Source organism: Winkia neuii subsp. neuii DSM 8576, assembly GCF_000420405.1.
Classification (GTDB): Bacteria; Actinomycetota; Actinomycetes; order Actinomycetales; family Actinomycetaceae; genus Winkia; species Winkia neuii.
This window is the reverse complement of the sequence record NZ_ATUW01000001.1, coordinates 316,169-341,259: the sequence shown is the minus strand read 5'-3', so window position 1 is coordinate 341,259 and position 25,091 is coordinate 316,169. Positions and strand designations below refer to the sequence as shown.

Genomic DNA, 25,091 nt, shown 5'->3' with positions numbered 1-25,091 from the left:
CTACCCTTCGAGCTCACAAACTAAAGCTGCGCACTTTTCAGCCAATTCGCCGCCCTCTACAAGGGACTCAGAGAGGCCAAGATATTCAAAAATCTTCGCCACCGCAACACTAGGCGGCCGCGCAACCAGTTCCCGCAAATACCCGCCATCTGGATCCACCACGGGCGCTCCCATCCCACGCAGATGTGCTATCCAAGCAGCCAGAGGGCGAAGCGCCGGGGTAGGATCCACCCCAGCCGTGGCGGCAGCCTCAAGGACAGGCACAATCCGAACCGGGATCTTCCTTGACCCATCGTGAGCTATCTGCGACAACTGATGGCGGATCCGCCGATTCCTGAACCGCTTTAGCAATTCGCGTCTGTAAGCAGCCGATTCTACCTGCAAGAACGCCCCCGCCAGATCCCAAAACTGCTCTACCCACCGTTTCAGAAGAGGATGCGCAATCGCCTGAGCCACAGTGTCGCAACCCAAAATGGGACCCGCATAGGCCAGCAGCGAATGCGAACCGTTTAACAGCCAAAGCTTACGTTGACCGTAAGGCTTTACATCCGAAACGAATTTCGCCCCAGCCAACTCCCACCGTGGCCGCGACGCCGGAAAATCCCCCTGAATCACCCACTCTTTAAACGGTTCAGTAACAACAGGGGCAGCATCACAGTAACCACACTCAGCGCGCACCAACTCGACCTCTGCAGGGGTAGTAGCTGGCGTAATCCGGTCCACCATGCAGGTGGCCCAACTGACCTCTAGACCACCCCAGCCCCCCAGCCCCGTGGCGGAAGCAAAACCCTCCACAGCCGCTCGCACTGCCGCCCCATTTTCTGCCAAATTATCGCAGGGCAAAATTGTAATCGGGCCCGCCTCTGCCCTGGCGCGCGCCCGCAGCCCAGCCCAAATGCGTCCGGGAATCGAGGCCGGAACTCGCCCTTTCCTGACGCCCTCTAAATCGTCTTTGATCTGCGGGTTTTCTAGGTCTAACCGGCCAGCAGAATCCAAACAATAGCCGGCTTCAGTAACCGTAGTAGTAACCACACCAACCTCAGGGCGCGCAAGTAGCTCTAGAAACGCCCGCGACTCAGAAGCTGGATATACCTGTGAAAGCGACGTAATGACCTCAAAAGAATCACCCTGCGCTCCCCTGGTAATTAACGTGTACAGCCCCCCTTGAGGGCGAAGCTTTTCCGCCGCCTTGGGGCTGCGCCCCGTAAACGCCGCAATCCCCCACCCGGCCTCGGCCTCAGTTTCAGCCTCGGCAGTGTACGTAGCCAAATGTGCTCGGGAAAAGTTACCCACCCCCAGGTGGATAATTCGCACCTGGCGGGCCCGCTCACTTCGGCTTAGACGCCTCATACCTGCGCTGTCGACGCCCTCTCGATTAGCTTCATGGGCAAAACCATTGCCGGCACCTGTGCTACCCCGTGCTTGCGGATCTGCCCTATCAACATTGAAGCCCCTGTAACCCCCATTGTGTAGGCGGGCGTAGCAACCGTGGTTAGCGGCGGGAACGAGAGTGTCGCCGCCATAGTATTGCCTATACCTATCACCGACACCTCGTGCGGCACCTGGATCCCATTGTCGCGAAGGAAACGCACAAACCCGGCCGCCATCAGATCGTTGTAGGCAATAACCGCGGTAGTCTTCGCGTGCAGGAACTCCTTGCCTGCGGCATACCCGCCCTCGACACTTCCAGACTGAGGGCTGGTGCGGCGGACTCTAATCCCAGCCTGTTCGGCGGCTTTCAAAAGTGAACGCCAACGCACTCCGTCGGCCCAGGATTCTTCGGGACCCGCCAAATACGTAATGCGTTTGTGCCCCAGCCTCGTAAGATGCGAAACAGCGTATTTCATTCCCGCCCTGGTGTCAGTGACGATCGAAGGGATTGACGAGACCGCCCTGTTGATCGTAACCACTGGCTTTACTTTGATGATCTGGCGGATAGCGGAATCAGACATTCTAGACGAGGTGAGTGCAATCCCATCGGCGGTAGAAAGAACGCGTTCTACCCCGGCCCGTTCCTTAGGTCCATCCTCGAGAGAGTCAACCAACATCACCATGTAGCCAAGCTTGCTTGCGCGCGCCTGAAAACCCCTGACCGTATCGCCGAGCAACGGGTTGGAAATATCGTTCACAACAATTGCCAACATCTTATTGATGGGCGTGGACACGGCTCTGGACACCGGGCCCGTGCGGTAACCCAGCTTGCGGGCAGCCTCACGTACCCGTTCCGCGGTTTCGGCATTTACCCGCCCGGGCCGGGAAAACGTCCTAGAAACTGTCGAGGGCGCAACCCCGGCTTCTTGCGCTACATCATTAATAGTTACCGCCTTGCGGGCACCCCTACCGGTGGTCCGCCCGTGTGGCAGCGGAGCTTTGTTGCGGCCCAGGATACTGTCCAGGCCGCGCTTGTTAGGTTCGGTCACGTCTGTACCTCTTTGTTGGATATAATTTATTGTAGACAAAATAAGGAAATTATTAGAGGTTCTAACCAATTTTTAATGTTTCTTGGGCGGGGAAATCCTACGCGCGGCATCTGGAATAAGCCTTAGAAGGTTCAGGGCGCATCGGGAACCCCCGGCGACAGCGGTAACATCCAGCAGAGGGCGCACCAAACTTCGAAAAATACCCACCTAGCACTAGGCTTGCAGCAGCTATTTACAAACAAAAAAGGCCGCTACCCTAGTAGCGACCAACATTTCTGTGGAGCTAGCGGGACTCGAACCCGCGACCCTCTGCTTGCAAAGCAGATGCGCTACCAGCTGCGCCATAGCCCCTTACAAGAAAAGCCGCTCACGCGGCCTGTGGGCCTAGCTGGACTCGAACCAGCGACCTCTTCCTTATCAGGGAAGCGCTCTAACCAACTGAGCTATAGGCCCGCCGTCGCAACTGCGACACCGTTAGACTATAAACCACGAACGGCGTCAAAGACAAACCAATTTCGCATTCCGTTGCAGGCATCACAACAGTGCCGCCCCGCGCGCCCACTACCTCGCCTCTTCAAAGGATCGCAAGCAGCGCAAAAAGTGGGCCCGCACGGCAAATCCGTACGGGCCCACTCGGCGAAGAATTATTCATCCATCAAGGTCAACTTGAGGCCACCAACCAAAGTAGCCGCAATGTTGTAAAGGAACGCAGAAATGGTAGCCAGCGCGGTTAGCAATACCGCGTTACAAACTGCAAACACGGTGGTGAGGCCCAAAACGCGCGGCAACTTCATCATTTCAATCAAAGATCCCAAAGTATTCTCGGAATCTATCGATTCGACAAAATTGCGCACTGAGCTAAACACCTGCAACCCATTCAGCAATAGCCAAACAACTAGGGCGGCCAAAATCATGGCCACACCAAATGCCACCGACAGCAAAAATGTCAGTTTCATAATGGTCCACGGATCAATGCGCGATACGACCAGGTCTACCTGACGGGCCCCGTCGGAAGCTGGCTGTTCCACGTCGGTGCTCATTTGTTCTCCTCACCTTCGGATTCGTTTTCCGATTCTGCCAGGTTTTCGCCTGCTTCGCCCTCACCTATGCCGATTTGGTCCGAATCAGTATCAGATTTGTTACCGTTTTCGTCCTCTTCGGGCTCATCTTGAATAGTTTCAGCATTCAAGGTCATTCCGATCACATAGTCGCGCTTGTCGGGACGCGAGAAAATAACTCCCTGCGTGTTGCGGCCGGTGCGCGATACCTCGTCAACGCGCGAACGCACTACCTTGCCACCGTGCATCATGACCATCACCTCGTCGCCCTCGCCAACGACCAGTGCTCCCACCAGGTCGCCGCGTTCCTCGACCAAGTTGGCCACCTTGATGCCCAAGCCACCGCGCCCTTGGACGCGGTATTCACTCAGCGAAGTACGCTTGCCATACCCGCCCTCGGTAAGGACAAATAGATCCGCCTCGTCCTCGACCCGGCGCATCGCCAACAGTTCGTCGTTGTCGCGGAACCGCATACCCGTAACCCCGGAAGTGGCACGCCCGGTGGGGCGAAGCGCTTCGTCCGAAGCGGTAAAACGCAGCGACTGACCCTTGCGCGAAACCATAATCAGATCGTCTTCAGCATTGGCCAGAACCGCCGAAACTAACTGGTCGGGCACCCCATTGGCATCTTCGCGAAGATTGATCGCTATGATGCCCCCGGAACGATTTGAATCGTACTCGCTAAGGCGAGTCTTCTTCACCAAACCCCGCTTGGTGGCCAGCACCAGGTAATCAGCCTGCTCATAGTTCTTTATCTGCAGCACTTGGGAAATGTGCTCGTCAGGCTGAAAGGCCAACAGGTTTGCCACATGCTGGCCCTTGGCGTCGCGCCCGCCCTCGGGGAGCTCATACCCCTTCACGCGGTAGACGCGCCCGAAATTAGTGAAGAATAGCAACCAATCGTGTGTGGTAGTGGTGAAGAAATGTTCCACCACATCCTCGCTGCGCAAGTGAGCCCCGCGCACCCCCTTGCCACCACGCCGCTGGGAACGGTACTGATCCAGGCGCGTGCGCTTGGCGTAGCCCGAACGCGTAATGGTAACCACCACGTCCTCTTCGGGAATCAGGTCCTCCATGCTCATCTCGCCGTTAAAGGGCAGGATCTGAGTGCGCCTTTCGTCGCCATACTTGTCAACAATCTGGCCCAATTCTTGGCCCACGATTGAACGCTGGCGCTCGTCAGAGGCCAAAATGTCGCGGTAATCGTCGCAGCGAGCCTTTAGTTCGTTGTGCTCGTCAACAATCTTTTTCCGTTCGAGGGCGGCCAGCCGGCGCAGCTGCAAAGCCAAAATTGCGTCGGCCTGGATCTGATCCACGTCCAGCAACTCCATTAGGCCTTCGCGTGCCTCATCTACAGTGGGGGAGCGGCGGATCAGCGCAATAACCTCGTCCAGCATGTCGAGGGCTTTCAGGTAGCCATCCAAAATATGTAGACGTTCAAGCGCTTTATTTAGGCGGTACTGGGTGCGCCTCCGGATCACGTCAATTTGGTGGTCAACCCAGTGTTTGATGAAACCATCCAACGACAGGGTACGTGGCACGCCGTCGACCAAGGCCAACATGTTCGCCGGGAAGGAATCTTGCAGCTGAGTGCGCTTGTACAGGTTATTCAAAACAACCTTGGCCACCGCATCGCGTTTCAAAATGATTACCAAACGCTGGCCGGAACGCCCCGAAGTTTCGTCGCGAATGTCGGCCACACCCGTAATCTGGCCATCCTTGACCAGTTGGGCTATCTTCTCGGCCAGATTGTCGGGGTTCACCTGGAACGGCAGCTCGGTTACTACCAGGCATTGCCGGCCGTGGATTTCTTCTACATTGACCACCGCGCGCTGGACTATAGAGCCGCGCCCAGTGCGGTAGGCTTTTTCGATTCCCGACCGGCCCAAAATAGTTGCTCCAGTTGGGAAGTCAGGGCCCTTGATGCGGGCCATAAGCCCTTCGAGGAGCTCCTCGCGGGACACTTCCGGATGCTGCAAATACCACTGGATGCCATCGTTTAGTTCGCGCAGGTTGTGCGGGGGGATCCGCGTGGCCATACCCACAGCAATCCCTTCGGAACCATTAGCTAAAAGGGCGGGGAAACGCGCGGGCAATACGACGGGTTCGCGCGAGCGGCCGTCGTAGTTATCCATGAAATCGACAGTGTCCTCGTCAATGTCGCGCACCATTTCCATGGCCATAGGCGCCATCTTGCACTCGGTATAACGGGGAGCCGCAGGACCCAGGTTGCCGGGCGAACCGAAGTTACCCTGGCCAGCCACCAGCGGGTAGCGCATAGACCAAGGCTGCACTAGGCGAGCCAACGCATCGTATACTGCTGCGTCGCCGTGCGGGTGGAAGTTACCCATAACGTCGCCAACAACGCGCATACACTTAGAAAAACCCGCGTTAGGGCGGTAGCCGCTGTCGTACATCGTGTACAGGATGCGCCTATGCACAGGCTTGAACCCGTCGCGCACATCGGGCAAGGCACGCCCCACGATTACCGACATTGCGTAGTCCAGATAGGACTTTTGCATTTCGTTCTCGAGGTCGACCTGCATGAGCCGTCCGCCCGCCTTAGTGGGTATAAGCTCAGCCGAGGCTACATCGTCACCCGTAGACATGCCGAAGGCGTCAGTGGCATCCTCCGGGGCGTAGCGTTTCGGATCATTTTTTTCGTCAGACACTTATTTTCCCCTTTAGATATCCAAGAAGCGTACGTCGGATGCATTGCGCTGAATGAAGGCGCGGCGAGCTTCCACGTCCTCGCCCATAAGCATTGAAAAGACCTCGTCAGCGCGAGCGGCCTCCTGCATTTCGACCTTCTTCAAAATTCGCCCGGACGGATCCATAGTGGTTTCCCACAGCTCCTGGTCACTCATTTCGCCCAGGCCCTTGTAGCGTTGGATGCCACCCTCCTTGGGAAGGCATTGGCCCCCATTCAAACCGGCCTTGACCTTCTCGTCGCGTTCCTTGTCCGAATAGACAAAATCGTGGGAAGCGTTAGACCACTTGATGCGGTAAAGCGGGGGAGTGGCCAGATAGACGTGCCCATTTTCGATCAGCGGACGCATGTACCGGTACAAGAAAGTGAGCAGCAACGTAGTGATGTGCTGGCCATCGACATCGGCATCTGCCATCAACACAATAGTGTGGTAGCGCAATTTCTGAATATCAAAATCTTCGCTAACCCCAGTGCCGAGGGCGGTAATCAAGCTTTGAATAGTCTCTGAAGACATGGCCCTATCCACCCGGGCCTTTTCGACATTCAAGATCTTGCCGCGCAACGGCAAAATAGCCTGCGTTTCGGGGTTGCGCCCCATAACCGCACTGCCACCTGCCGAATCGCCCTCGACAATAAAAATCTCGGAAATCGAAGCATCCCGGGAAGAACAATCGCGCAACTTGCCGGGCATGGAAGCGCCCTCGAGCACACCCTTGCGCCTAGTGGCTTCACGCGCTTTGCGGGCTGCAATTCGCGCCGACGCCGCCGACTGGGCTTTGTGCACGATCGCCTTCGCCTCAGTGGGATGCTCGTCCAACCAATCACCTAGACGCTGGTACATGTTCGAATAGACGAACGTGCGCGCCGCAGTATTTCCCAACTTAGTCTTGGTTTGGCCTTCGAACTGCGGTTCAGTCAGCTTGATAGAAATGACAGCCGTGAGGCCTTCGCGCACGTCGTCGCCAGTAAGGTTCGAATCCTTTTCCTTTAGCAACCCCTTGTCGCGCGCATACTTGTTGAGGACGGTAGTGAGCGAAGTGCGGAAGCCTTCCTCGTGAGTGCCGCCCTCGGTGGTGTTGATGGTATTAGCAAACGTATGTATAGAAGTGTTATAGAGGGTAGTCCACTGCAGGGCGATCTCGACACTCATGCCCGCTTCGGTATCTTCCGCCTCAAAATCAATAATCTGACTATTGATCACATCAGTCTTTTTGCGGGTGTTCAAAAACTGCACATAATCGCGCAACCCGTTCTGGTAGCAGTAACTAACCCGCTTGACCTTTTCCTGATCCGTGTCGGCAACGCCATCCCCGTCAAGATCCTGGCCCGCAATCTCGTCGCCCTCGACAGTAACGCCCTCGCGCAGATCGGTAAGCGTAATGCGCAAACCCTTATTCAAAAAAGCCATCTGCTGGAACCGCATGCGCAAGGTTTCGAAATCAAAACGCACCGTTTCGAAAATTTCCGGATCGGGGTAGAAGGTTTGCGACGTACCGGTTTCACTAGTGGGTTCGCCCTTCTCGAGTTCCCCTACAGGGTGGCCCCCGTTAGCGAACTTTTGCCGCCACACGAAACCCTGCCGGCGCACCTCGGTGTCGACCCGCTTAGACAGTGCATTCACCACCGAAATACCAACGCCGTGCAACCCACCGGAAACAGCGTAGCCGCCGCCCCCAAATTTGCCGCCGGCGTGCAATATGGTCATTACCACCTCGACGGTGGGGCGGTGTTCGGTGGGGTGCATGTCCACGGGAATGCCACGGCCGTTGTCGTCAACACGGATGCCCCCATCTTTTTGGATGGTGACCTCGATGTGGTCGCAGTAGCCGGCCAAAGCCTCGTCTACCGCATTGTCCACCACTTCGTACACCAAGTGGTGCAAACCGCGTTCACCGGTTGAGCCAATGTACATACCCGGACGTTTACGAACGGCCTCGAGTCCTTCTAGAACAGTAATATCCGAGGCGCCATATTCGCCCTGGTTGTGTTGTGGTTCGCTCACCTACAACCCCTCTTTTTCTTTCAAACAGCTAGGGAAATGCGTCAAATCCAGAAACTATTCTAACGCGGTTTTACGCGCTTGCCGAACTCGATAGGGCCAGGGATACAGAAGCGGCCCTTAAATCGCTTCTAGGGGCCATATTTGAAAGCAGTCGGGATTTCGTTTACTGATACGTTTGCCTCGCGCAGCAAAATCTCTATCCGTAAGTGTCGCGTGGGCCACGGCCCTTCACGCGCAGGCGACCGTGAGTCCACTTGGGGGCTGCCGGGGCCAAAATCGTCACCTCGGTTATGAAGCCGGCTCCCACTTTCTTATCAATTCGATTTAGCAGCGTAGGAATCTGCATACGCAGCGCACTGGCCCAGGGGGTAGAGGAGGCCCGCACCACCAACTTGGGCGCCTGCACCGTTTCAATCTGGGCGTGTTCTAACAACTTCGGCCCTACAATTTCAGGCCATTTAGCCTCTATCGAGGCAGCCCGCAGGGAATCATTCCACCCATTTTTATAGGTCAGATAGGACGCAATAGTAGAAACCTTCTTGGGGTCGCGGCGGGAGGGACGCGGGCCGGTGCCCCCGCCGGCTATTCCCGGGGGAGCCTGCCAAATTTTGTCTACTTCGGGTGCCGGGTCCTCGCCCTCTTTGGCACGTGTGCCCTTGCGTTCGCGAATGTGGCGCAATTGGCTTGCCGAAAGGCGCGCATTTCCTTTTTCCCAAGCCTGCTCCTGCATGCGGCGCAGGGCTTCGCGAGCGTAGCGAGTCCCCTCATTCATCGCGCCGGACAATTTGTGTTCCCTTTTCCTGATCGAAAGCTACGTCAAAAAATGTGGCTTGACTAATTTCGGGCAAATCCTCGCCCACCGCAGCCGTGACGATAACTTGCTCTGAAGCCTGCATTACCTTGGCTAGCGCCTGCCTGCGGTGCGTGTCGAGTTCAGCAAATACGTCGTCCAAAATCAAGATTGGTTCCGTACCATCTTCCTTCAGCAACGCAAACGCCGCCAGTCTGAGGGCGAGGGCGGTTGACCAGGTTTCCCCATGGGAGGCATAGCCCTTTACAGGCATATTTTCTAAGGTAAGTTCCAGGTCATCGCGGTGGGCTCCTACCAGATTTACCCCCCGCTCTAATTCCCGAGGGCGCATAGCGGCAAGCGCCTGAACCATCTTGGGTTCAACCACTTTTTCGTCCATCAGTTCTTCGGCGGCAAGCGGAATTTTTGAAACCAGCGAAGAACGGTAGTTGATATGCAAGGCGCGGGCATCTTCCGCAATTGCCGCGTGAGCTCCGACCAACAGTGGGGCTAAAGCAGCAACGGTTCGTGCCCTCGCCGCAATAATCTTGGCAGCCACCTGCGCTAAATGACTGTCCCACACCTCCAAGGTGGCGGGTGAAGCCCCACTTGTTCGGCCCGTGCGCAAGAGTGCGGCGCGTTGACGCAAGATTTTGTCGTGCTCAGAATAGACGGGCGCAAGTAGGGGGTGTAATTGAACTACTAAATCGTCTATGAATCGACGTCTACCTGCAGGATCACCCCGCACTATTTGCAGATCCTCGGGGGCGAATACAACTGTTCGCACAATACCGAGTAACTCGCGCGGCTTTATTCCACCCCGATTTAGGCGTGCCCGATTTGCTTTGCCTCGAACAATTTCTACCTCTAACAGCTTTTCGTGGCCATCTTGGACGGCCCTAGCTCTAATTACCCCGGCTGAGGGAACAGGTTCACCCCCGCTCGCGATTCGCACCAAAGCCGTGTCGGCAGCCACCCTGTGCGAAGAGAAGGTGGCCAGATAGGCCACCGCCTCCACCAAGTTTGTTTTGCCCTGGCCGTTTTTGCCCAAAAAGACGTTGATCCCACCGGAAAGACGCGTTACAACATGCCGGTAGGATCGAAAATCGTCTAAGGCCAGATCGGTTAGGTGCACCCTACCCCTTATATGCCGTAACGAATCGGCATGAGTAGATAGCGGTACGAGGGATCTTCGCCGGCTCCCGGCTCTTCTTGGCCGGTGAGGACGGCCGGCTTAGACGGATGATTAAACGACATCTTCACATAGGGATCGTCGATGGCGTTTAACCCGTCTAACAGGTAGTGCGGATTGAAAGCGGTCACTATAGGTTCGCCATCTAAGTGGAGTGGCACATCTTCGCGAGCCTGTGCGTCCTCACCTTGGCCTGCTTCGAGGGTGAGCTGGCCGGGTTCGAGCGTCAGTCGCACCGCCGTGTTTCGTTCAGCAACCAAGGACACACGCTTGAGGGCGGACTGCAGTTCCACCCTATCTACTACCGCGTGTATGGACGTAGTTTCGGGGAAGAGCCTGCGAACCTGCGGATAGTCGCCATCGGTGAGCTGACTGGTCATGCGCCGGCCACCCTGTTCCATTGCCAAAATGGCTGCTGCCCCTTCGTCAGTGGAAAGCGAAATTTTAACCTCACCGCCACCAGAAAGAGATTTGGTCATGTCCGTGAGCATTTTCGACCGCACCAAAGCCCCAGCTTGCAACGACTCATCCTGCGGCTTCCACTTGATATCGCGCTGAGCTAGGCGGTAGCGGTCAGTAGCCAACATGGTGAGTGTGTCGCCGTTAATTTCGCAATTGATAGTGGTGAGCAGTGGCAGCGTATCGTCTTTGGAAGCAGCAACTGCTACCTGTGAAACGGCCTGCGAAAAATCGGCAGAATCTATAGTTCCCACAACCGGGGGAACGGATGGCAATGCCGGATAGTCATCCAATGGCATGGTAAGCAGCGAAAACTTCGACGAACCGCATTTGATGCGCACCTTGGGCCCGTCGAGTATGACATCGACGGGTTTCGCTGGTAGTGCTTTACAAATGTCAGCTAAGAGGCGACCCGATACTAAGACTTCCCCGTCCTCTTCCACTTGGGCTTCGATAGTTGAACGTGCCGAAGTCTCGTAGTCGAAAGAAGAGAGCACCACAATAGAACCCTCCGTGGTTAGGCGTACCCCAGCTAAAACAGGAACCGCGGGGCGCTGTGGCAAAGTTCGGGCCGTCCAAGTTACGGCATCGGCCAGTACATCGCGGTCTACACGGAACTTCACGCCGCTTCCCTTCTTTAGAAAAGTTCGAGCAATTGGAAAGTTGCCCGCGCGTCTACTTGACGCAAGCTACTCACACTTTAGTGCAGGGGCGAAAGCTCTGCAAAAAGGTTTCACCCCGTTCGACACTTAGCTAGGCAAACACGAGGTTAACTAGCTGAGCCGAACTGAAATTGTTTCATTTTTGGGTGTCGGAGGAAAAATTTTGCCCGTCTGCGGGCAGCGCAGGCAGCGGCCGGGGAGGCCTTTGGTATCGATCCACAGAAAAATCCCACAGTTAAGGGTTCATAGTCGTCATAGGTGCTGTGGATTTCGTGGATAAGCGGATTTTGGGGCGTAATTTCAAGAAAAACACTTGGGATAAAAAAGTGGAGAAATCTGTGAGTAGATGCGGTCTGGTGTGGAATTCTTGTAATTCGCTACAGGCGGCGTCCACAGATTTTTGTAAGTTGTGAAAAGAGGGGTCTTGTAATTCCACAGCTATCCACAGACTTATCCACAGATGGGGATAAAATCCCGGAATAGAGCCTTAAAGTTCGCTTAGGTCACACTAATTTACCTGCCGGTTACCCGCGCGCCTTCTGTTTGATCCGGTTGGTGAGCTCCGTGACGTGATTGAAGGTCTGAGGTTTCTTAGCCATCTGCTCAGTAATCTTCCGTTGGGCGTGCATGACCGTGGTGTGATCGCGACCGCCGAATTCTTGACCAATCTTGGGCAGCGAGAGCGTGGTGAGCTCGCGGCACAAATACATGGCTATTTGGCGCGCTTCAGACAGTGCGCGCGAGCGGTCGGCCGAACAGAGCTGATCCAGCGTTACCCCAAAATATTCGGCTGTTTGCACCTTAATGAGTGCCGGAGTGACCTCGGGATCCTCCGGATCCGAGACAATGTCCTTTAGAACCATTTCCGCTAGCGAGCGCGAAACTTTGGTGTCGGAAAGTGAGGCAAAGGCAGTAACGCGCAGAAGGGCGCCCTCGAGCTCGCGAATGTTGGTGGCAAATCGCGAGGCGATGTAGGCCAGCGAGTCGTCGTCTACCTCGAGGCCTTCGGCCTGGGCCTTCTTCCGCAAGATAGCGATTCGGGTTTCCAGATCCGGCGGTTGCACATCGGTCATCAATCCCATTTCAAAGCGCGAGCGCATGCGTTCTTCGAAGCCTCCGAGCTCCTTGGGAGGCACGTCGGACGTGATAACTACCTGCTTGTCTGCGTTGTAGAGGGTGTTAAAGGTATGGAAAAATTCTTCGACGGTCTGTTCCTTACCCTGCAGGAACTGGATATCGTCGATCAACAGAATATCTATATCGCGGTAGCGGCGCTGAAAATCTTCGGCTCTACCTGCAGAAATAGAATTGATGAAATCGTTTGTGAACTCTTCTGAGTTCACGTACAAGACCTTGATTGCCGGGTACAGGTTGAGGGCGTAGTGGCCGATGGCATGCAACAGGTGGGTTTTGCCGAGGCCGGAACCACCGTAGATGAATAGGGGATTGTAGGCCTTTGCAGGAGTTTCAGCGGCAGCGTTGGCTGCAGCATGTGCAAAACGGTTCGAGGAACCTATGACGAAGGTCTCGAATGTGTATTTCGCGTTTAAATGAGTATCAAAGTCTGCGTTGGGGTTGGGTACCAAACCGAGCTTAGGTTGTTTATTTGGTGCTGGGGCATCCGTTTTTTCCTGCTCTGAAGCCGAATTAGAGTTATCCACAGGCTTGGGGGCGGGCTGTGGGTTTTCGACGGGCTTCGAACCGATAGTGGTTTCGATAGGTTTTACGGAAATTGCGATCGAAAGAGGGCGCCCAAAGGCCCTCGAAAGTGCCTCTTCGACGGTTGTCGCGAGACCGCCCTCGATCACCCCTTTGGTGTATTCGTTGGGTACCGAAAGTAGAACAGTATCGGACAAAATGCCTAGTGGTTCGGTCATATCCAAGAAGCCAACTTGTGCTTTGCCGAGGGTGGGATCGTTTGCGAAAGACTCCACTATGTCTTTCCACGCCGCGGCTAGGGCGTCTTGGTCCATTACTACTCCGTCCGTTCATGCTGGCAACTAAGGGATTACCCCTTACTAAATCATATTCCACAGGTTTTTCCACAGTTGTTGATAAACTACGTGGATGTAATACCTGTGGAATCACAAGCATGTTATTTCGGGTTGATCTGTGTATATAACTGCTTCACTTATCCACAGCTGGGGAAAACTTTGTGGATAACTACATCGATGTTATTCACAACTACCCACAGGCTGTGTAAAACTAGCGCTGTAGGGCAACTTCGCCAAATGCGTCACACCTGGCCAAAGGCTGTTGAAATAGGCCCAACAGATACGTACCCTTGATGTTTGTTTGTGCCCTCTTTAGGGCCACCACCAGACTTGAGGGGAATCCCCTAAACAACAGGAGAAGTTATGAGTACAAAGCGCACTTACCAGCCCAGCAACCGCCGCCGCTCCAACAAGCACGGCTTCCGCGCCCGCATGCGCACCCGTTCTGGCCGCGCCGTGATTGCAAGGCGTCGTTCCAAGGGCCGCAAGTCCCTCAGCGCCTAAGGTGCTTCCCCGGGAGCACCGGATGGTTGACCCCGCCGATTTCACCACCGCAATAAAAGGGGTGCGCGGGGCGACTAAGCAAATGGTGGTACACATGAGCGACCAGAGTGATACAAGCACTCTGGTCGGCTTCATTGTGCCCAAAAAAGTGTTCCCGCACGCAGTCGACCGCAATTTGGTGAAAAGGCGGTTGCGCCACCTGATGGCTTCTAGGCTTGAGCAAATAGAGGGACGTAAGGTAGCAATTCGCGTGCTCCCTGGCATCCGGGGAGTGAGCTTTCACGCGCTCGAAGAAAGCCTCGACCTCGCCATCGTGAAGGCCTGCAAAAAGGTGGGCCAACAGTGAACCTCGCCAAGAGCGCATTGATGGCAGCTGTAAGGGGATACCAAAGGTGGATATCCCCGCTGTCTGGACCACGCTGCAAGTATTATCCAACTTGTTCTGCCTACGCTCTGAGCGCGATAAATATACACGGAGCCATAAAAGGGCTCATACTGGCGGTGTGGCGCCTGGCGCGCTGCAATCCGTGGAGTAACGGAGGACTCGACTACGTGCCCCTAAAAGGGCAGTGGAGGCCGGGTCCATCCGAAAGACTCACTGAAACAGAACTGACCGCTTACTGGCGTGCCCTAGACGCAGGCCAGAACGGTAAAGCAAACGACATAGTGGAAACCGCGCTCGCAGCTAGAAAAGCTGAAGCCAGCGCTGGCCCGCAACACAGTTAGGACACCTAATGGGTTGGTACGACACAATTCTCTTCCCCATAAAGTGGCTGATCGCCTGGATTATGTATGGGGTTCATGAAGGTTTAACCTTCCTAGGATTCTCTGGCGGGGCAGGGCCTGCATGGGTTTTGGCGATTGTCGGTTTGACACTAATCATTCGCGGTGCAATATGGCCTCTGTATCTGAAACAGATTAAGTCTTCGCGCTCGATGCAAGTGGTGCAGCCCGAGATGATGAAGATCCGCGAGAAATACAAGGGCCGCAAAGACCAAGTCTCGCAGCAGCAAATGAGCCAAGAAACCATGGCACTGTACAAGAAGTATGGTGTTTCGCCCATGGCCTCGTGCTGGCCCATGCTAGTGCAGCTGCCGATTTTTGCTGCGTTATTCCGGCTTCTGTTCTCTCTAGGTGCGGTAGCGAACGGCACCTATGCTAAGCCTGCAATTGGTCCAATCGATGCCTCGTTGGCCAACGAGATTCAGCATTCTACCTTCTTTGGCGCCCCACTTTCGACGTCAATGGTCAACGCCCCCGACTGGGGCACAAAGATCGTCGCTTTGGCACTGATCATTCTGATGATGCTCACCCAGTTCCTGACGATGCGCCAGTTGACTATGAAGAATATGCCGGCCTCCGCCCTTTCAGGGGACAATCCGATGGCGCGGATGAACAAGTCCATGATGTACACGATGCCGCTTATCATGGCGTTCTCGGGTTGGGCGCTTCCTATTGGTGTGCTCGTATATTGGGCAACCACTAACATCTTTACTACCTTCCAGCAGGCCTTCGTCCTCTGGCGGATGCCCACGCCCGGCTCGCCGGCTCACGACCGCCTTATTGAAAAGAACAAGGGTAAGTACGCCACCTACCGCGAGGAACGCGAGGCAGAATACAACGGCGAGTTGGCTAAGCTAGGAGTAAGCGACGAGCAGGTAAAGGGAGCCGCTACAAAGATTTCAAAGGCTGCTGCCAAGGGCAACGACGACGCTAATGCCGTCCTCGCTGACAACCCCGACAAAGATAAGCTGCTGCGCGGCGTAGAATTGCGTGCCGAGATGCTCGAAGAAATGCGCCAGCGTCGCGTCAAACTACAGCTGGAAAACGAAAAACCGAAGCCGCGCACTAAAGAAACCTTCATGGAAAAGATGATGAAGAAGGCTGAGGAGCAGAATAAACTCCAGCAACAGGCGCAGCGGGTTTCAGGCACACAAAAAGGGCAGCAGCGGTACCAGCCATCGCGCAACATGTCCAAAGCCGAACGAGCCGCTGAGGCCAAACGGCGCCGCAATCTAGCCCAGCCCAACAACGGGAAGGGCAAAGGTAAACTAAGTGATGACGAAATCCAAAGGCGCAGGGTTGAAAGGCAGCGCGCCGCAAGGGCCAAGCGCAAGAAAAAGAACCAGAAGTAAGGGCCGAATTCCGGAGGAAACATGCCAAATCAGAGCCAAAATGGTCTGGTGACCGACGACAACGCTATTGAGGTTATCGGGGACGAAGAGGAAACTGCTACCGGTGCCAACGAGCGGGTGGAGCAGTTAGAAGAAGAGGGCGACATTGCGGCCGACTACCTCGAGGAGCTACTCGATATAGCTGATCTTGGTGGCGACATAGACATCGACGTAGAAAACGATCGTGCCAGCGTCGAAATTGTTGCCGAAGGGGAAGATCTGCGCGATCTGAAGCGGCTGGCTGGCAAGGATGGCCACGTACTCGAATCGTTGCAAGAACTTACAAGACTTGCCGTACAGGCCCGTACGGGCCAAAGGTCCCGGCTGATGCTAGATGTGGCCGGCTTCCGAGCTGACCGCAAAGTTGCACTGCGGAAGATTACCGAAAAAGCCATAGCGCAGGTGCGCGAGACCGGTGAGGACGTTGAACTCAAGCCGATGAATCCTTTCGAGCGCAAAGTCTGCCACGACGTTGTTGCCGAAGCCGGGTTGACCTCTGAATCAGAAGGTTCCGAACCGAAGCGTTACGTAGTGGTGTTGGCACCCGAAGGTGACGAATGAGCGGCGAGCTCGAAACACCTTCGCAGGCAATAAAGGATTATCTAGGCTATTCGTTTGCGCCGCTTGAACATTTTTCGTTCATGCTTCGCGATGAGGGTGAGCTGCGCGGGCTTATCGGTCCTCGAGAGCTTCCGCGTCTATGGACACGACACATTGTCAACTCTGCCCAGGTTGCAGAGTTTCTGCCGCCTGAGGATCCGAATGAGGAATTCAGTATTCGCCTGGCGGATATTGGTTCTGGGGCCGGTTTTCCTGGAATTGTGCTGGCGGCTATGCGTCCGGACATTGAGGTGACGCTGATTGAACCTATGGAGCGTCGAATCGAGTGGCTCGACGACGTGGTTAGCGAGATGGGGCTCGACAACGTGACACTCATCCATGGTAGAGCGCAGGAAGCCATGCAGCGCAAGAGGGCGAAGAAATTTCACCTCGTCACTGCGCGTGCTGTTGCCAATATGAAAAAGCTAGCTCCCATGGTTTCGCCCCTGCTTTATGTAGATGGCAGGCTGCTAGCGCTCAAAGGTCGCAAAGCCAGACAGGAAGTTGAAGAGGCACGCCACGTCCTCAAGAGGTCTCGGTTGATTAAGGTGAAGGTTCATGAGTTGCCGTCACCCGCCGCGCCAGATGACCCGGAAGAAATTACGCGTGTAGTTGAGGCATTGCGTATTTGAGTCACGCTAGCCCGTAAATTTCAGGCGGAGATTCAGTGGGGGTATGTTTCACGTGAAACATACCCCCACTGAATATTTTGGGTCCCCTGCAGGGCTCCGCGAATCATGTGATTTTTCTATACCAATCAAGGTAGGTTGAGTGGGTTATTCCTGGGCGCTGGCCACTATGATGGTTAGGTAGATCGACATGGGAGGATTGCGCGTGAGTTCACGTACAAAGTCTTTTGCAGAAAAGTTGACTGCTAGAAACGAAAAGGCGCGAAGGTTAAAGAAACTCAAATTCGAAAAGCCTAAAGGTACCCGGGTAATTGCGGTAGCTAATCAAAAAGGCGGCGTAGGCAAAACGACGTCAGTAGTTAACCTTGCGGCTGCGCTTGCCGACAATGGCTTGGACGTCTTAGTAGTGGATTCGGATCCTCAGGGGAACGCGTCGACTGCGCTTGGGGCTGCGCATGGAATCGGTACTAAAGATACTTATTCTGTGCTGGTCGGGGAGGCTTCTATCGATGAGGTAGTGGTTCAGAATCCGGAATTCAAGACACTCAAAGTAGTTCCTGCAACCATTGATTTAGCAGGAGCGGAAATGGAGTTGCCAAGCGCGGAGCGTCGCGAATACCTGTTGCGCGATGCACTTAAGGCTTATATCGATGAGCACCATCCTCACTATGTGTTCATAGATTGTCCGCCGTCACTTGGTCTACTGACCCTCAATGCGTGCGTAGCGGCAAACGAAGTGCTGATCCCAATGCAGGCTGAATATTACGCACTTGAGGGGTTGTCGCAACTCCAGCGATCTATTTCCGGGATAGCGGACGCGTTCAATCCGGGGCTGCACATTTCGACTATTCTGATGACCATGTTGGACCGGCGTACCCGCCTTGGTAAAGACGTAGAGACTGAAGTTCGAAAGCACTTTGGCGAGCAGGCTTTGCATACGGTGATACCAAGGAATGTAACCGTTTCAGAAGCGCCGAGTTATTTTCAAACAGTCATTAGTTACGATCGCAAAGGCATGGGAGCGCTTGCTTATAAAGAAGCAGCGTATGAATTAAATAAAAGGAGTTTTGAGTGAGTGCGCGTCGATCTGGTGGGCTAGGCAGGGGGCTAGGGGCCCTGATTCCTTCTGAGCAGCGTGAACCTGAGCCCAAGAAGGGTAAACCGATTGATATATTTTTTCCCGATTCTAAGGAGCATCCGTCGGGAGGATCCAGATCGGATCTGCTTTCGCCGCGCAAACGTCCGAAAAAGGCCGTAAAGAAAAAAGAGGCCGCAACTAAGGCAGGCCGGGCCGCCTCCTCCGGGCCTTCAGGCAATGTTTCACGTGAAACAAATTTAGTGAAGGTTCCGGGAGCATCGTTCGGGGAAATAGCGATCGCAGATATTATTCCGAATGCGAAGCAGCCTAGAAGGAATTTTGACGAACAGGAACTTGACGAGCTGTCCGCTTCGATTGAAGAAGTAGGTGTGCTACAACCCATCGTCGTTCGCCCTCTGAAAGAACTAGGCCCTAAAGGGGAACACTATGAACTTATTATGGGGGAGCGACGGTGGCGAGGCTCGAAGCAAGCGGGCAAAGTAACGATCCCTGCGATTGTTCGTAAAACTGCGGAATCTGATCTGTTGCGCGACGCCCTCTTGGAAAACTTGCATAGGGCGAATCTAAATCCTCTTGAAGAGGCTGCCGCATATCAGCAACTGATGGAAGATTTTGATTGCACCCAGGCCGAGTTGGCAGTGCGAATCAAAAGATCGCGACCCCAGATTGCTAATACTGTGCGTCTACTCAAACTTCCCGCGCCCGTACAGAGAAGGGTTGCAGCCGGAGTTCTTTCTGCAGGGCATGCTCGGGCACTACTTGGACTTTCAGAAGTGGCGGATATGGAACGGTTCGCTTCGCGGATTGTTTCCGAAGGGTGGTCTGTACGGTCTACGGAAGAACAGATTGCATTATTCCTCCGGGATGGTGCCGCAGAGCCAATAAAGAAAAAGTCTCGTACTCCCATAGCAATCAGTGCTACGCAACAGTCTTTTCAGGATCAGTTAGGTAATAAACTTGATACGCGGGTTTCGGTAAAGCCTGGAAAAAAGCGGGGCAAGATCGTGATCGAATTTGCAGATGAGCAAGATTTCGCTCGTATTGCTGGATTGCTGAAATGAGATAGTCGGGATATAAAACCTAGCCGAAAAGGAATGTTTCACGTGAAACAGTGGGGGCGGGAGCCAAACGGCTCCCGCCCCAAACTAACAGCGCTTTGTCAGTCAGTAATATCAGTAACTTCCCGGACACCTTGAGTAAACGCCCGCTGCACAAGCGACTCCAAAATCTTTTGGAAGTTGGTTCCCTGCGCTGCGTCCGCCGCCTGCGGGAACAGCGAGGTGTCGGTCATGCCTGGCGTTACGTTGGCATCTATGAACCAGGGAGTACCTTGTTTATCTAGAATGATATCGATGCGGCTGAGGAAGGAAAGCTCTAAGACTTTGTGGCAATTCAAAGCCAACCCCGATACGGCCTCGAGTTCCTTCGCCGACAATCCGGCAGGCACGGCAAAGGCTGAGCGGCCGGCTTCGTAACGAGCGTCGTAGTCGTAACGCCCCTCTTCCGGAATTACCTCAACAACCGGTAGGGCAGTGGGGCCGTCTGCATCATCCACGATAGAAACAGCTAATTCCCGCCCCTCCACATAGTGTTCGACAAGAACCTCGCTATCGTAAGAGAAGGCCGAGATCATGGCGCGAGAAAGATCGGCGCGATCTTTTACAAAAGTAACGCCCAAGGCACTCCCGCCACGAGCGGGCTTCACCATCATGGGAAGACCGAGTTTCTGTTCGAGCAGATCGAGGATTTCGTTCGAATCGAGCTGCTGGAAAGCCTGCTGTGGAAGCGAAACGGCAGCAGGAGTAGTTAGCCCATTTTTAGCAACCACAGATTTGGCCACAGGTTTGGCAGAAGATAACTTGCACGCCTGTGGGCCTGAGCCAACAAAGGGAAATCCAGCGAGTTTAAGCAGCGATTGTAAGGTACCGTCCTCGCCAAGCGATCCGTGCACCAGTGGAAAGACCACATCGGGCGAAAAAGCGTGAAGTTTAGAAATTAGATCAGGGCCAAATTCGATCAGTTTTGCCTTGTACCCGGCACGAACTAGCCGGTTAGCAACGCGGGTTCCAGAGGCGAGGGAAACATCGCGCTCGCCAGAAACCCCACCCGCTACTACAGCGACATTTTTTGCCTTCTTCTGTTCGGACGACTGTTCACTGTGAGCCATGATTAGTTCTCCTTAGCCTTATTGCCGCCAAAAATATTCAGCAGCTCTAACTCACGATCCATCACCACTGAAAGCCTGCGAACGCCCTCGCGAATCTGGTCAGGTTCGGGATAGCAGTACGAAAGACGGATATTCCTGCGCCCGTTCCCATCGGCGAAAAAGGCTGTGCCCGGCGTGTAGGCAACCAACTCGGTAACCGCGCGAGGCAACATCTCTTTGGTGTCAATTCCCTCGGGAACAGTTAGCCAGGTGTAGAAGCCGCCTTCGGGTTTTGTCCATTCGCAGTAGGGTAGATATTCCTCGAGCGCAGAAAGCATGGCACCGGCACGCTCTTCATACATCGCACGGAAAATCTTGACCTGTGAATACCAATCGTAATCGCGCAAGTATGCGCTAATAGCCATTTGCCCGACCATAGAAGGCGACAGCACTGCGGATTCAGAGGCCAGAACCAGCTTCTGTCGAATAGCGGGGGGAGCGGCGGCCCACCCAATCCGAAAGCCAGGGGCGAACATTTTCGAAAATGAACCCAGGTAAACGACAGAATTCGGATCGTAGGATTGTAGGGAGGGAAGCGGATCGGAATGGAACCCTAAAAGACCGTAGGGATTGTCCTCTAAAATCAACACGTGATGCCTACGGCAAATTTCAACGATCTTTGGGCGACGTTCAGCGGTAAGAGTTACCCCGGCCGGATTGTGATAGTTCGGTACAGTGTAGAACATCTTCGCGGGGGTGCCGGCCTTTTCTAGAGCGGAAAGGGTTTCGTCTAGGGCCTGGGGAATCACGCCCTTGTCATCTAGGGGCACATGAGTCACTTGTGCTCGATAAGCCTCAAACACCCCAAGCGCGCCCACATAGGAAGGAGACTCGGCAACAATCATGTCGCCCGGATCGATAAAAATTTGGGTGACGTAATCTAGAGCCTGCTGAGAACCGGTAGTGATAACAATATTGTCAGGGTTCGGGGCATAACCGTCATATGTCATAAGCTGGCTTATTTGTTCGCGAAGCTCAGGGAAACCCTGTCCACTACCATATTGCATGGCTTGGGCGCCGTGGCGAACAATAAGTTGCTTTGCTGACTCCGCTAAACGGTCTAACGGGAGGTCCTTAATATTAGGCATTCCACCGGCCAACGAAACGACTTCGGGCCTTGAAACAACCGAGAATAGCGCCCTAATTTCACTTTGCCTGAGGTTGCGTGCCTTCTGTGAATAGATGTCGTCCCATTGGTCAAGGTTAGATGGACGCGAATCCCGCGTCTTCTTAGTGGTCACATGTGCCTCCTTATTGGCAGCTATGCAATATATAGTGCCACTATTTCCATAAAATTTGCGAAACTCATGTTTAACATTACCGAATGTTTAAATTCAGATGGGTCGGCTAGGCTTGTAATGTGCAAAAGACGTTTACTGCGAATCTGGCCGCCAATGTAGTTGCGGCCGTGTTGGTTCCACTACTGCTGGCCGATGCGGCGCTGGCTGCTAGCCCATTTTTACAATCATTACTAGCCGGAGAGCACACGGGGTTAAAGCAGATCTGGCTGTCGCTAGTGTTAGTGGCTGGCGCAGCTGCTTGTGATTTCGCGGCGAAGGTGGGTACCGGCAGGGCTGCGGGATGCCAGGAAGGGCAGCTGCGTCGAAGCCTTTTGCATAAGCTGTTTTCCGCAAGTCCCCTAAAAGCTCCGCAGGCGGGCAGATTTACCGCTATAGCTACAGGTATTGTGGAGCGAGTATCAGCCTCGCGCACCTGGGTGGTACCTGAGTTGTTTGCGATTTTATATGCTCCTTTCTGTGTCAGTGCAGTGTGGCTGCTGTGGGGCTTGTGGCGTTCAGCGTTAGTTCTAGCAGGCACTAGCGCCGTGGCTCTATTTGCCGTTCAATTCTTTTTAAAGCGCATTCGCAAATCCGCGATGAAAAATAGAAAGGCCGAGCAGCGGCTCTCGGCTTCGTACCTAGAAGCGCTCAACGCCCTCGCGTCTGTCTCTTATATTCGGGGGCAGAAATACCTTTCAAAGCGCGTTAGGGGCTCAGCTTCCCGCCAAAAAAACAAAACGATGGCATTACTGGCCGTGAATCAGTCTGTACTGCTCGTGATTCACCTACTCGCTTTTTCAGTAAGTTTTGCGGCCACGGCGTTGGTGCTCAGTTATGAGGCGCCGTACACGGGGAGGGCGGTGGCAGCATGCCTGTCGCTAGTAATTGCGTTGCGGCCTGTCGACAGAGCTGGGTTGTATTTCGTGTCGGTTATGGGAGGGCGAGGAAGTGAGAAGGCGCTTGCCGGTTTTTCTAAGCGTCTCGAGCAATTCCCCATTGAAGAGGTATCGAATAGCAGTGGGGCAGCAATTGACTTAGTTGACGTAACGGTGGGCTATAAGCAGCAAGAGCCTGTATTGCGAGATTTCAACCTGCGCATAGAAAAAGGTGAGCACGTGGCGGTAATTGGACCGACAGGAGCAGGTAAGACGACTTTGGTCAATCTTCTACTCGGATTCGTAAAAGCAGATAAGGGCCGGGTAGCGATTGACGAGGTTGATTCAACTACCTCTTTTCCCGCGCTTTCCTCGATCGCTTACGTACCGCAAAATCCCTACCTTCTAGGAGCTACCTTGCGGGAATGCCTAGGCAATGCAGAAGAGGAAACAATGTGGCAAGCGCTCGAAAAAGCCCAGATTGGGTCGTGGGTGCGGGCTAGTGGGGGCTTGGATATAAAAATTGTCGAGGGCGGCAAAAACTTATCTGGGGGCCAACGTGCCCGGATCGCAATAGCACGGGCACTACTGACCGGCAAACAGATATTGCTTTTAGACGAGCCCACGGCAGCAGTAGATGAAGATAGTCAGCGAAAGATACTTAGGGTTATAAACCAGCTAACGGGAGAGCGAACTATTGTCCACGTGGCCCATCGGCCCGAAGCCATCGCCTCAGCACAAAGGGTGGTGACGCTGAAGTGAGAGGAAAATCCGTAACTAGACAGCTGCTGGGTCGCCTCAAGCAGGGACGTAGAGCGTTGGTAATTTCAGCGTTAGCAAGAATTCTCGGAGCGGTAGCGCGGATGGCGATGTTTGCTCTGGCCTTTGTGCTAGTAGGTTGTGCAGTAGCCGGAAAAGCTCCCCGTCTCGAATTGTTTGCAGCTTTAGTATTGACGGGGATTGCTAGTGCAGGGTGTTCTTACGCTGAACACTACTTTGGTCACTTAGTTGCCTTCAGTATGCTTGCTGATCTTCGAGTCGCTCTATTTGACCGCCTAGCTCAGGGGGCGCCGGCATCAGTGGGTGGCCTGGATATAGGAGCTGTATTACCTGCCGCTGTGCGGGATATAGATCGGGTAGAAGCTTATTACGCGCACACAATAGTGCCGAGAGTTGCGGCACTAACGGTTCCGGTGCTCGCAGGAATCACTGTGTGGCAGTTGACGCAGTTTACGGCAGGGCTGACATTGGTTGTGGGGCTATGGCTAGGCGCGTTCGCCCTCCCAGCGCTCAGCGAAGGCCCAATCACCAAGGCAAAAAAAGCTGAGCTGAAGCACCGAAGTGTGCTGGCACAAAACCTAACCGCTTGGCGTAGGGCACTACCCGATCTGCTGAGTACGGATCGACAGGGGCAGGCCCTAGCGGCGGAAGCAGCACTTAGCAATAAGGTAGGCGCAGACCTCGAACGCGTACAGCGCTACCGGGGCGTTCGAGCGGGGATCGGTTGGGCCTGGGATGCCCTTACGCTCGCCGCCGTGGCAGCTCTGGCAGCTTTCCCAGCTGCACAACCCCTCCCTAGAATGCTTGCCGCCCTCGGCGTCGCTGTGGGGGCACTTGCTTCTGCCACCGCTCTCCGGGAGGGATCTGGAGGGCGCACCGCTGCGAAACAGGCAGCCCTACGTGTGTTCGCTATGATGCGGCAAGCACCACAGCAGCTTCAGGGAAAAAACTGGAGCACAGAGGGTGCACCAGAAGTGATTTTCGATGCGGTTAGCTTCAAATACCCCAAAACTGAGCGTGGACTAAACAGGTTAGATCTGCACATCTACCCCGGCCAATACGTCGTTTTGTCCGGGCCGTCTGGGTCAGGCAAATCAACGTTAGGCGCACTGCTGGCACGTGCCTGGGATCCCGACGAGGGCGGAATAATAGTTGACGGGGTTTACCTAAATACCGTTTCTGCCGAGGCTGCACGCAAGCGCATTTGCGTGGTCAGTCAGGAGGGAAAACTAATCACAGACACCGTGGCCAATAACCTGCGCCTTGGCGAGCCCTACGCCGAAACCGACCTGCTCGCCGCCCTCAAAGTAGTTGCCCTCGACAAAGATATTGAAGCACTCGGAGGATTAGAGGCAACAATTACGCCCACCCAGCTCTCGGGTGGGCAGACAAGCCGGCTCCTGCTAGCGCGAGCACTCCTGCGCCAGGCAGACATGTACGTGCTCGACGAGGTCACCTCGCACCTAGACTCCAAGACCCTGAAGCAAATAAGAACAAACCTCAAAAGCCGATTGCAGGGAAAGACAGTACTAGAGATAACCCACAGAGTAAACGAAATAGCAGACCCGGACCTGCGCTACATACAAATAGAAAATGGCCGGAAAAAGGTGTGAACGCACAAAAGTGGGGGCAGCTAGACTGCCCCCACTAAAAAGAA

At 54.5% G+C, this 25,091-nt stretch carries 21 protein-coding genes and 2 tRNA genes; 10 read left to right on the top strand and 13 right to left on the bottom strand.

What is annotated here, in order from left to right:
• From G437_RS0101540 to dnaA, 11 genes are all read right to left on the bottom strand, one after another.
• Positions 1–1,350, bottom strand: coding sequence for a mannitol dehydrogenase family protein (locus tag G437_RS0101540; RefSeq protein WP_051141854.1), 1,350 nt, complete (start codon positions 1,348–1,350; stop codon positions 1–3).
• Positions 1,347–2,420, bottom strand: a complete 1,074-nt coding sequence (locus tag G437_RS0101535) for a LacI family DNA-binding transcriptional regulator (protein ID WP_024330842.1) — start codon at positions 2,418–2,420, stop codon at positions 1,347–1,349. The genes G437_RS0101540 and G437_RS0101535 overlap by 4 nt, the downstream gene beginning before the upstream one ends.
• A gap of 278 nt (positions 2,421–2,698) precedes the next feature.
• Positions 2,699–2,771, bottom strand: a tRNA-Ala gene (locus tag G437_RS0101530).
• Positions 2,772–2,799: 28 nt separating this feature from the next.
• A tRNA-Ile gene (locus G437_RS0101525) sits at positions 2,800–2,873 on the bottom strand.
• A 191-nt stretch (positions 2,874–3,064) separates the two neighbouring features.
• Positions 3,065–3,460 (bottom strand): DUF3566 domain-containing protein, encoded by a 396-nt coding sequence (locus tag G437_RS0101520; RefSeq protein ID WP_024330841.1) that lies wholly within the window; start codon positions 3,458–3,460, stop codon positions 3,065–3,067.
• Positions 3,457–6,024 (bottom strand): DNA gyrase subunit A, encoded by a 2,568-nt coding sequence (gyrA, locus tag G437_RS0101515; RefSeq protein ID WP_231782333.1) that lies wholly within the window; start codon positions 6,022–6,024, stop codon positions 3,457–3,459. The genes G437_RS0101520 and gyrA overlap by 4 nt, the downstream gene beginning before the upstream one ends.
• 138 nt (positions 6,025–6,162) lie before the next feature.
• A complete protein-coding gene (gene gyrB / locus G437_RS0101510) occupies positions 6,163–8,190 on the bottom strand; it encodes a DNA topoisomerase (ATP-hydrolyzing) subunit B (protein WP_024330839.1) in 2,028 nt (675 codons plus the stop codon).
• A gap of 196 nt (positions 8,191–8,386) precedes the next feature.
• Complete coding sequence (locus G437_RS10840; protein WP_024330838.1) at positions 8,387–8,962, bottom strand: DciA family protein; 576 nt, start codon at positions 8,960–8,962, stop codon at positions 8,387–8,389.
• Entirely contained in the window at positions 8,955–10,115 is a 1,161-nt protein-coding gene (gene recF / locus G437_RS0101500) for a DNA replication/repair protein RecF (RefSeq protein ID WP_024330837.1), read from the bottom strand. Before recF ends, G437_RS10840 begins: the two co-directional genes overlap by 8 nt.
• A gap of 8 nt (positions 10,116–10,123) precedes the next feature.
• The gene (gene dnaN / locus G437_RS0101495) at positions 10,124–11,254 is read right to left on the bottom strand and encodes a DNA polymerase III subunit beta (RefSeq protein ID WP_024330836.1); all 1,131 of its coding nucleotides are present in this window, start codon (positions 11,252–11,254) and stop codon (positions 10,124–10,126) included.
• 563 nt (positions 11,255–11,817) lie between these two features.
• A complete protein-coding gene (gene dnaA, locus G437_RS0101490) occupies positions 11,818–13,266 on the bottom strand; it encodes a chromosomal replication initiator protein DnaA (RefSeq protein WP_024330835.1) in 1,449 nt (482 codons plus the stop codon).
• A 384-nt stretch (positions 13,267–13,650) separates the two neighbouring features.
• On the opposite strand from dnaA, the gene rpmH reads away from it, so the two are divergent.
• The 8 genes from rpmH to G437_RS0101450 all read left to right on the top strand — a co-directional run bounded on the left by rpmH (position 13,651) and on the right by G437_RS0101450 (position 19,354).
• On the top strand, positions 13,651–13,791 hold the full coding sequence (gene rpmH, locus G437_RS0101485; RefSeq protein WP_024330834.1) for a 50S ribosomal protein L34: 141 nt from the start codon (positions 13,651–13,653) through the stop codon (positions 13,789–13,791).
• A 1-nt stretch (position 13,792) separates the two neighbouring features.
• Complete coding sequence (rnpA, locus tag G437_RS0101480) at positions 13,793–14,137, top strand: ribonuclease P protein component (protein ID WP_024330833.1); 345 nt, start codon at positions 13,793–13,795, stop codon at positions 14,135–14,137.
• A gap of 20 nt (positions 14,138–14,157) precedes the next feature.
• Positions 14,158–14,517 (top strand): membrane protein insertion efficiency factor YidD, encoded by a 360-nt coding sequence (yidD, locus tag G437_RS11110; protein WP_070622381.1) that lies wholly within the window; start codon positions 14,158–14,160, stop codon positions 14,515–14,517.
• A gap of 8 nt (positions 14,518–14,525) precedes the next feature.
• A complete protein-coding gene (yidC, locus tag G437_RS0101470) occupies positions 14,526–15,926 on the top strand; it encodes a membrane protein insertase YidC (protein ID WP_024330831.1) in 1,401 nt (466 codons plus the stop codon).
• 21 nt (positions 15,927–15,947) lie between these two features.
• Positions 15,948–16,526: a Jag family protein gene (locus G437_RS0101465; protein WP_024330830.1), complete on the top strand. Its 579-nt coding sequence runs from the start codon at positions 15,948–15,950 to the stop codon at positions 16,524–16,526.
• Entirely contained in the window at positions 16,523–17,197 is a 675-nt protein-coding gene (rsmG, locus tag G437_RS0101460) for a 16S rRNA (guanine(527)-N(7))-methyltransferase RsmG (RefSeq protein ID WP_024330829.1), read from the top strand. The genes G437_RS0101465 and rsmG overlap by 4 nt, the downstream gene beginning before the upstream one ends.
• 202 nt (positions 17,198–17,399) lie before the next feature.
• Positions 17,400–18,269 carry a ParA family protein gene (locus G437_RS0101455; protein WP_034490107.1) on the top strand — a complete coding sequence of 290 codons (870 nt, stop codon included), beginning with the start codon at positions 17,400–17,402 and terminating at the stop codon, positions 18,267–18,269.
• A complete protein-coding gene (locus G437_RS0101450) occupies positions 18,266–19,354 on the top strand; it encodes a ParB/RepB/Spo0J family partition protein (protein WP_024330827.1) in 1,089 nt (362 codons plus the stop codon). The genes G437_RS0101455 and G437_RS0101450 overlap by 4 nt, the downstream gene beginning before the upstream one ends.
• Before the next feature lie 98 nt (positions 19,355–19,452).
• On the opposite strand, the gene G437_RS0101445 is transcribed toward G437_RS0101450, so the two are convergent.
• Complete coding sequence (locus G437_RS0101445) at positions 19,453–20,460, bottom strand: D-alanine--D-alanine ligase family protein (protein ID WP_024330826.1); 1,008 nt, start codon at positions 20,458–20,460, stop codon at positions 19,453–19,455.
• Between the two features lie 2 nt (positions 20,461–20,462).
• Positions 20,463–21,740 (bottom strand): aminotransferase-like domain-containing protein, encoded by a 1,278-nt coding sequence (locus G437_RS0101440; protein ID WP_024330825.1) that lies wholly within the window; start codon positions 21,738–21,740, stop codon positions 20,463–20,465.
• Positions 21,741–21,859: 119 nt separating this feature from the next.
• Here G437_RS0101440 and G437_RS0101435 point away from each other — a divergent pair, with 119 nt between their 5' ends.
• Together G437_RS0101435 and G437_RS0101430 are read left to right on the top strand one after the other, a co-directional pair.
• The gene (locus G437_RS0101435) at positions 21,860–23,416 is read left to right on the top strand and encodes an ATP-binding cassette domain-containing protein (RefSeq protein WP_024330824.1); all 1,557 of its coding nucleotides are present in this window, start codon (positions 21,860–21,862) and stop codon (positions 23,414–23,416) included.
• On the top strand, positions 23,413–25,047 hold the full coding sequence (locus G437_RS0101430) for an ATP-binding cassette domain-containing protein (protein ID WP_083309786.1): 1,635 nt from the start codon (positions 23,413–23,415) through the stop codon (positions 25,045–25,047). Before G437_RS0101435 ends, G437_RS0101430 begins: the two co-directional genes overlap by 4 nt.
• Positions 25,048–25,091: the final 44 nt, after the last annotated feature.

Excerpts from the sequence above, each read along its gene's own strand:
- G437_RS0101540 (WP_051141854.1), bottom strand. The coding sequence starts at position 1,350 with ATGAGGCGTCTAAGCCGAAGTGAGCGGGCCCGCCAGGTGCGAATTATC.
- G437_RS0101520 (WP_024330841.1), bottom strand. The coding sequence starts at position 3,460 with ATGAGCACCGACGTGGAACAGCCAGCTTCCGACGGGGCCCGTCAGGTA.
- gyrA (WP_231782333.1), bottom strand. The coding sequence starts at position 6,024 with ATGCAGGTCGACCTCGAGAACGAAATGCAAAAGTCCTATCTGGACTAC.
- G437_RS10840 (WP_024330838.1), bottom strand. The coding sequence starts at position 8,962 with ATGAATGAGGGGACTCGCTACGCTCGCGAAGCCCTGCGCCGCATGCAG.
- dnaA (WP_024330835.1), bottom strand. The coding sequence starts at position 13,266 with ATGGACCAAGACGCCCTAGCCGCGGCGTGGAAAGACATAGTGGAGTCT.
- rpmH (WP_024330834.1), top strand. The coding sequence starts at position 13,651 with ATGAGTACAAAGCGCACTTACCAGCCCAGCAACCGCCGCCGCTCCAAC.
- yidD (WP_070622381.1), top strand. The coding sequence starts at position 14,158 with ATGGCAGCTGTAAGGGGATACCAAAGGTGGATATCCCCGCTGTCTGGA.
- yidC (WP_024330831.1), top strand. The coding sequence starts at position 14,526 with ATGGGTTGGTACGACACAATTCTCTTCCCCATAAAGTGGCTGATCGCC.
- G437_RS0101465 (WP_024330830.1), top strand. The coding sequence starts at position 15,948 with ATGCCAAATCAGAGCCAAAATGGTCTGGTGACCGACGACAACGCTATT.
- rsmG (WP_024330829.1), top strand. The coding sequence starts at position 16,523 with ATGAGCGGCGAGCTCGAAACACCTTCGCAGGCAATAAAGGATTATCTA.
- G437_RS0101445 (WP_024330826.1), bottom strand. The coding sequence starts at position 20,460 with ATGGCTCACAGTGAACAGTCGTCCGAACAGAAGAAGGCAAAAAATGTC.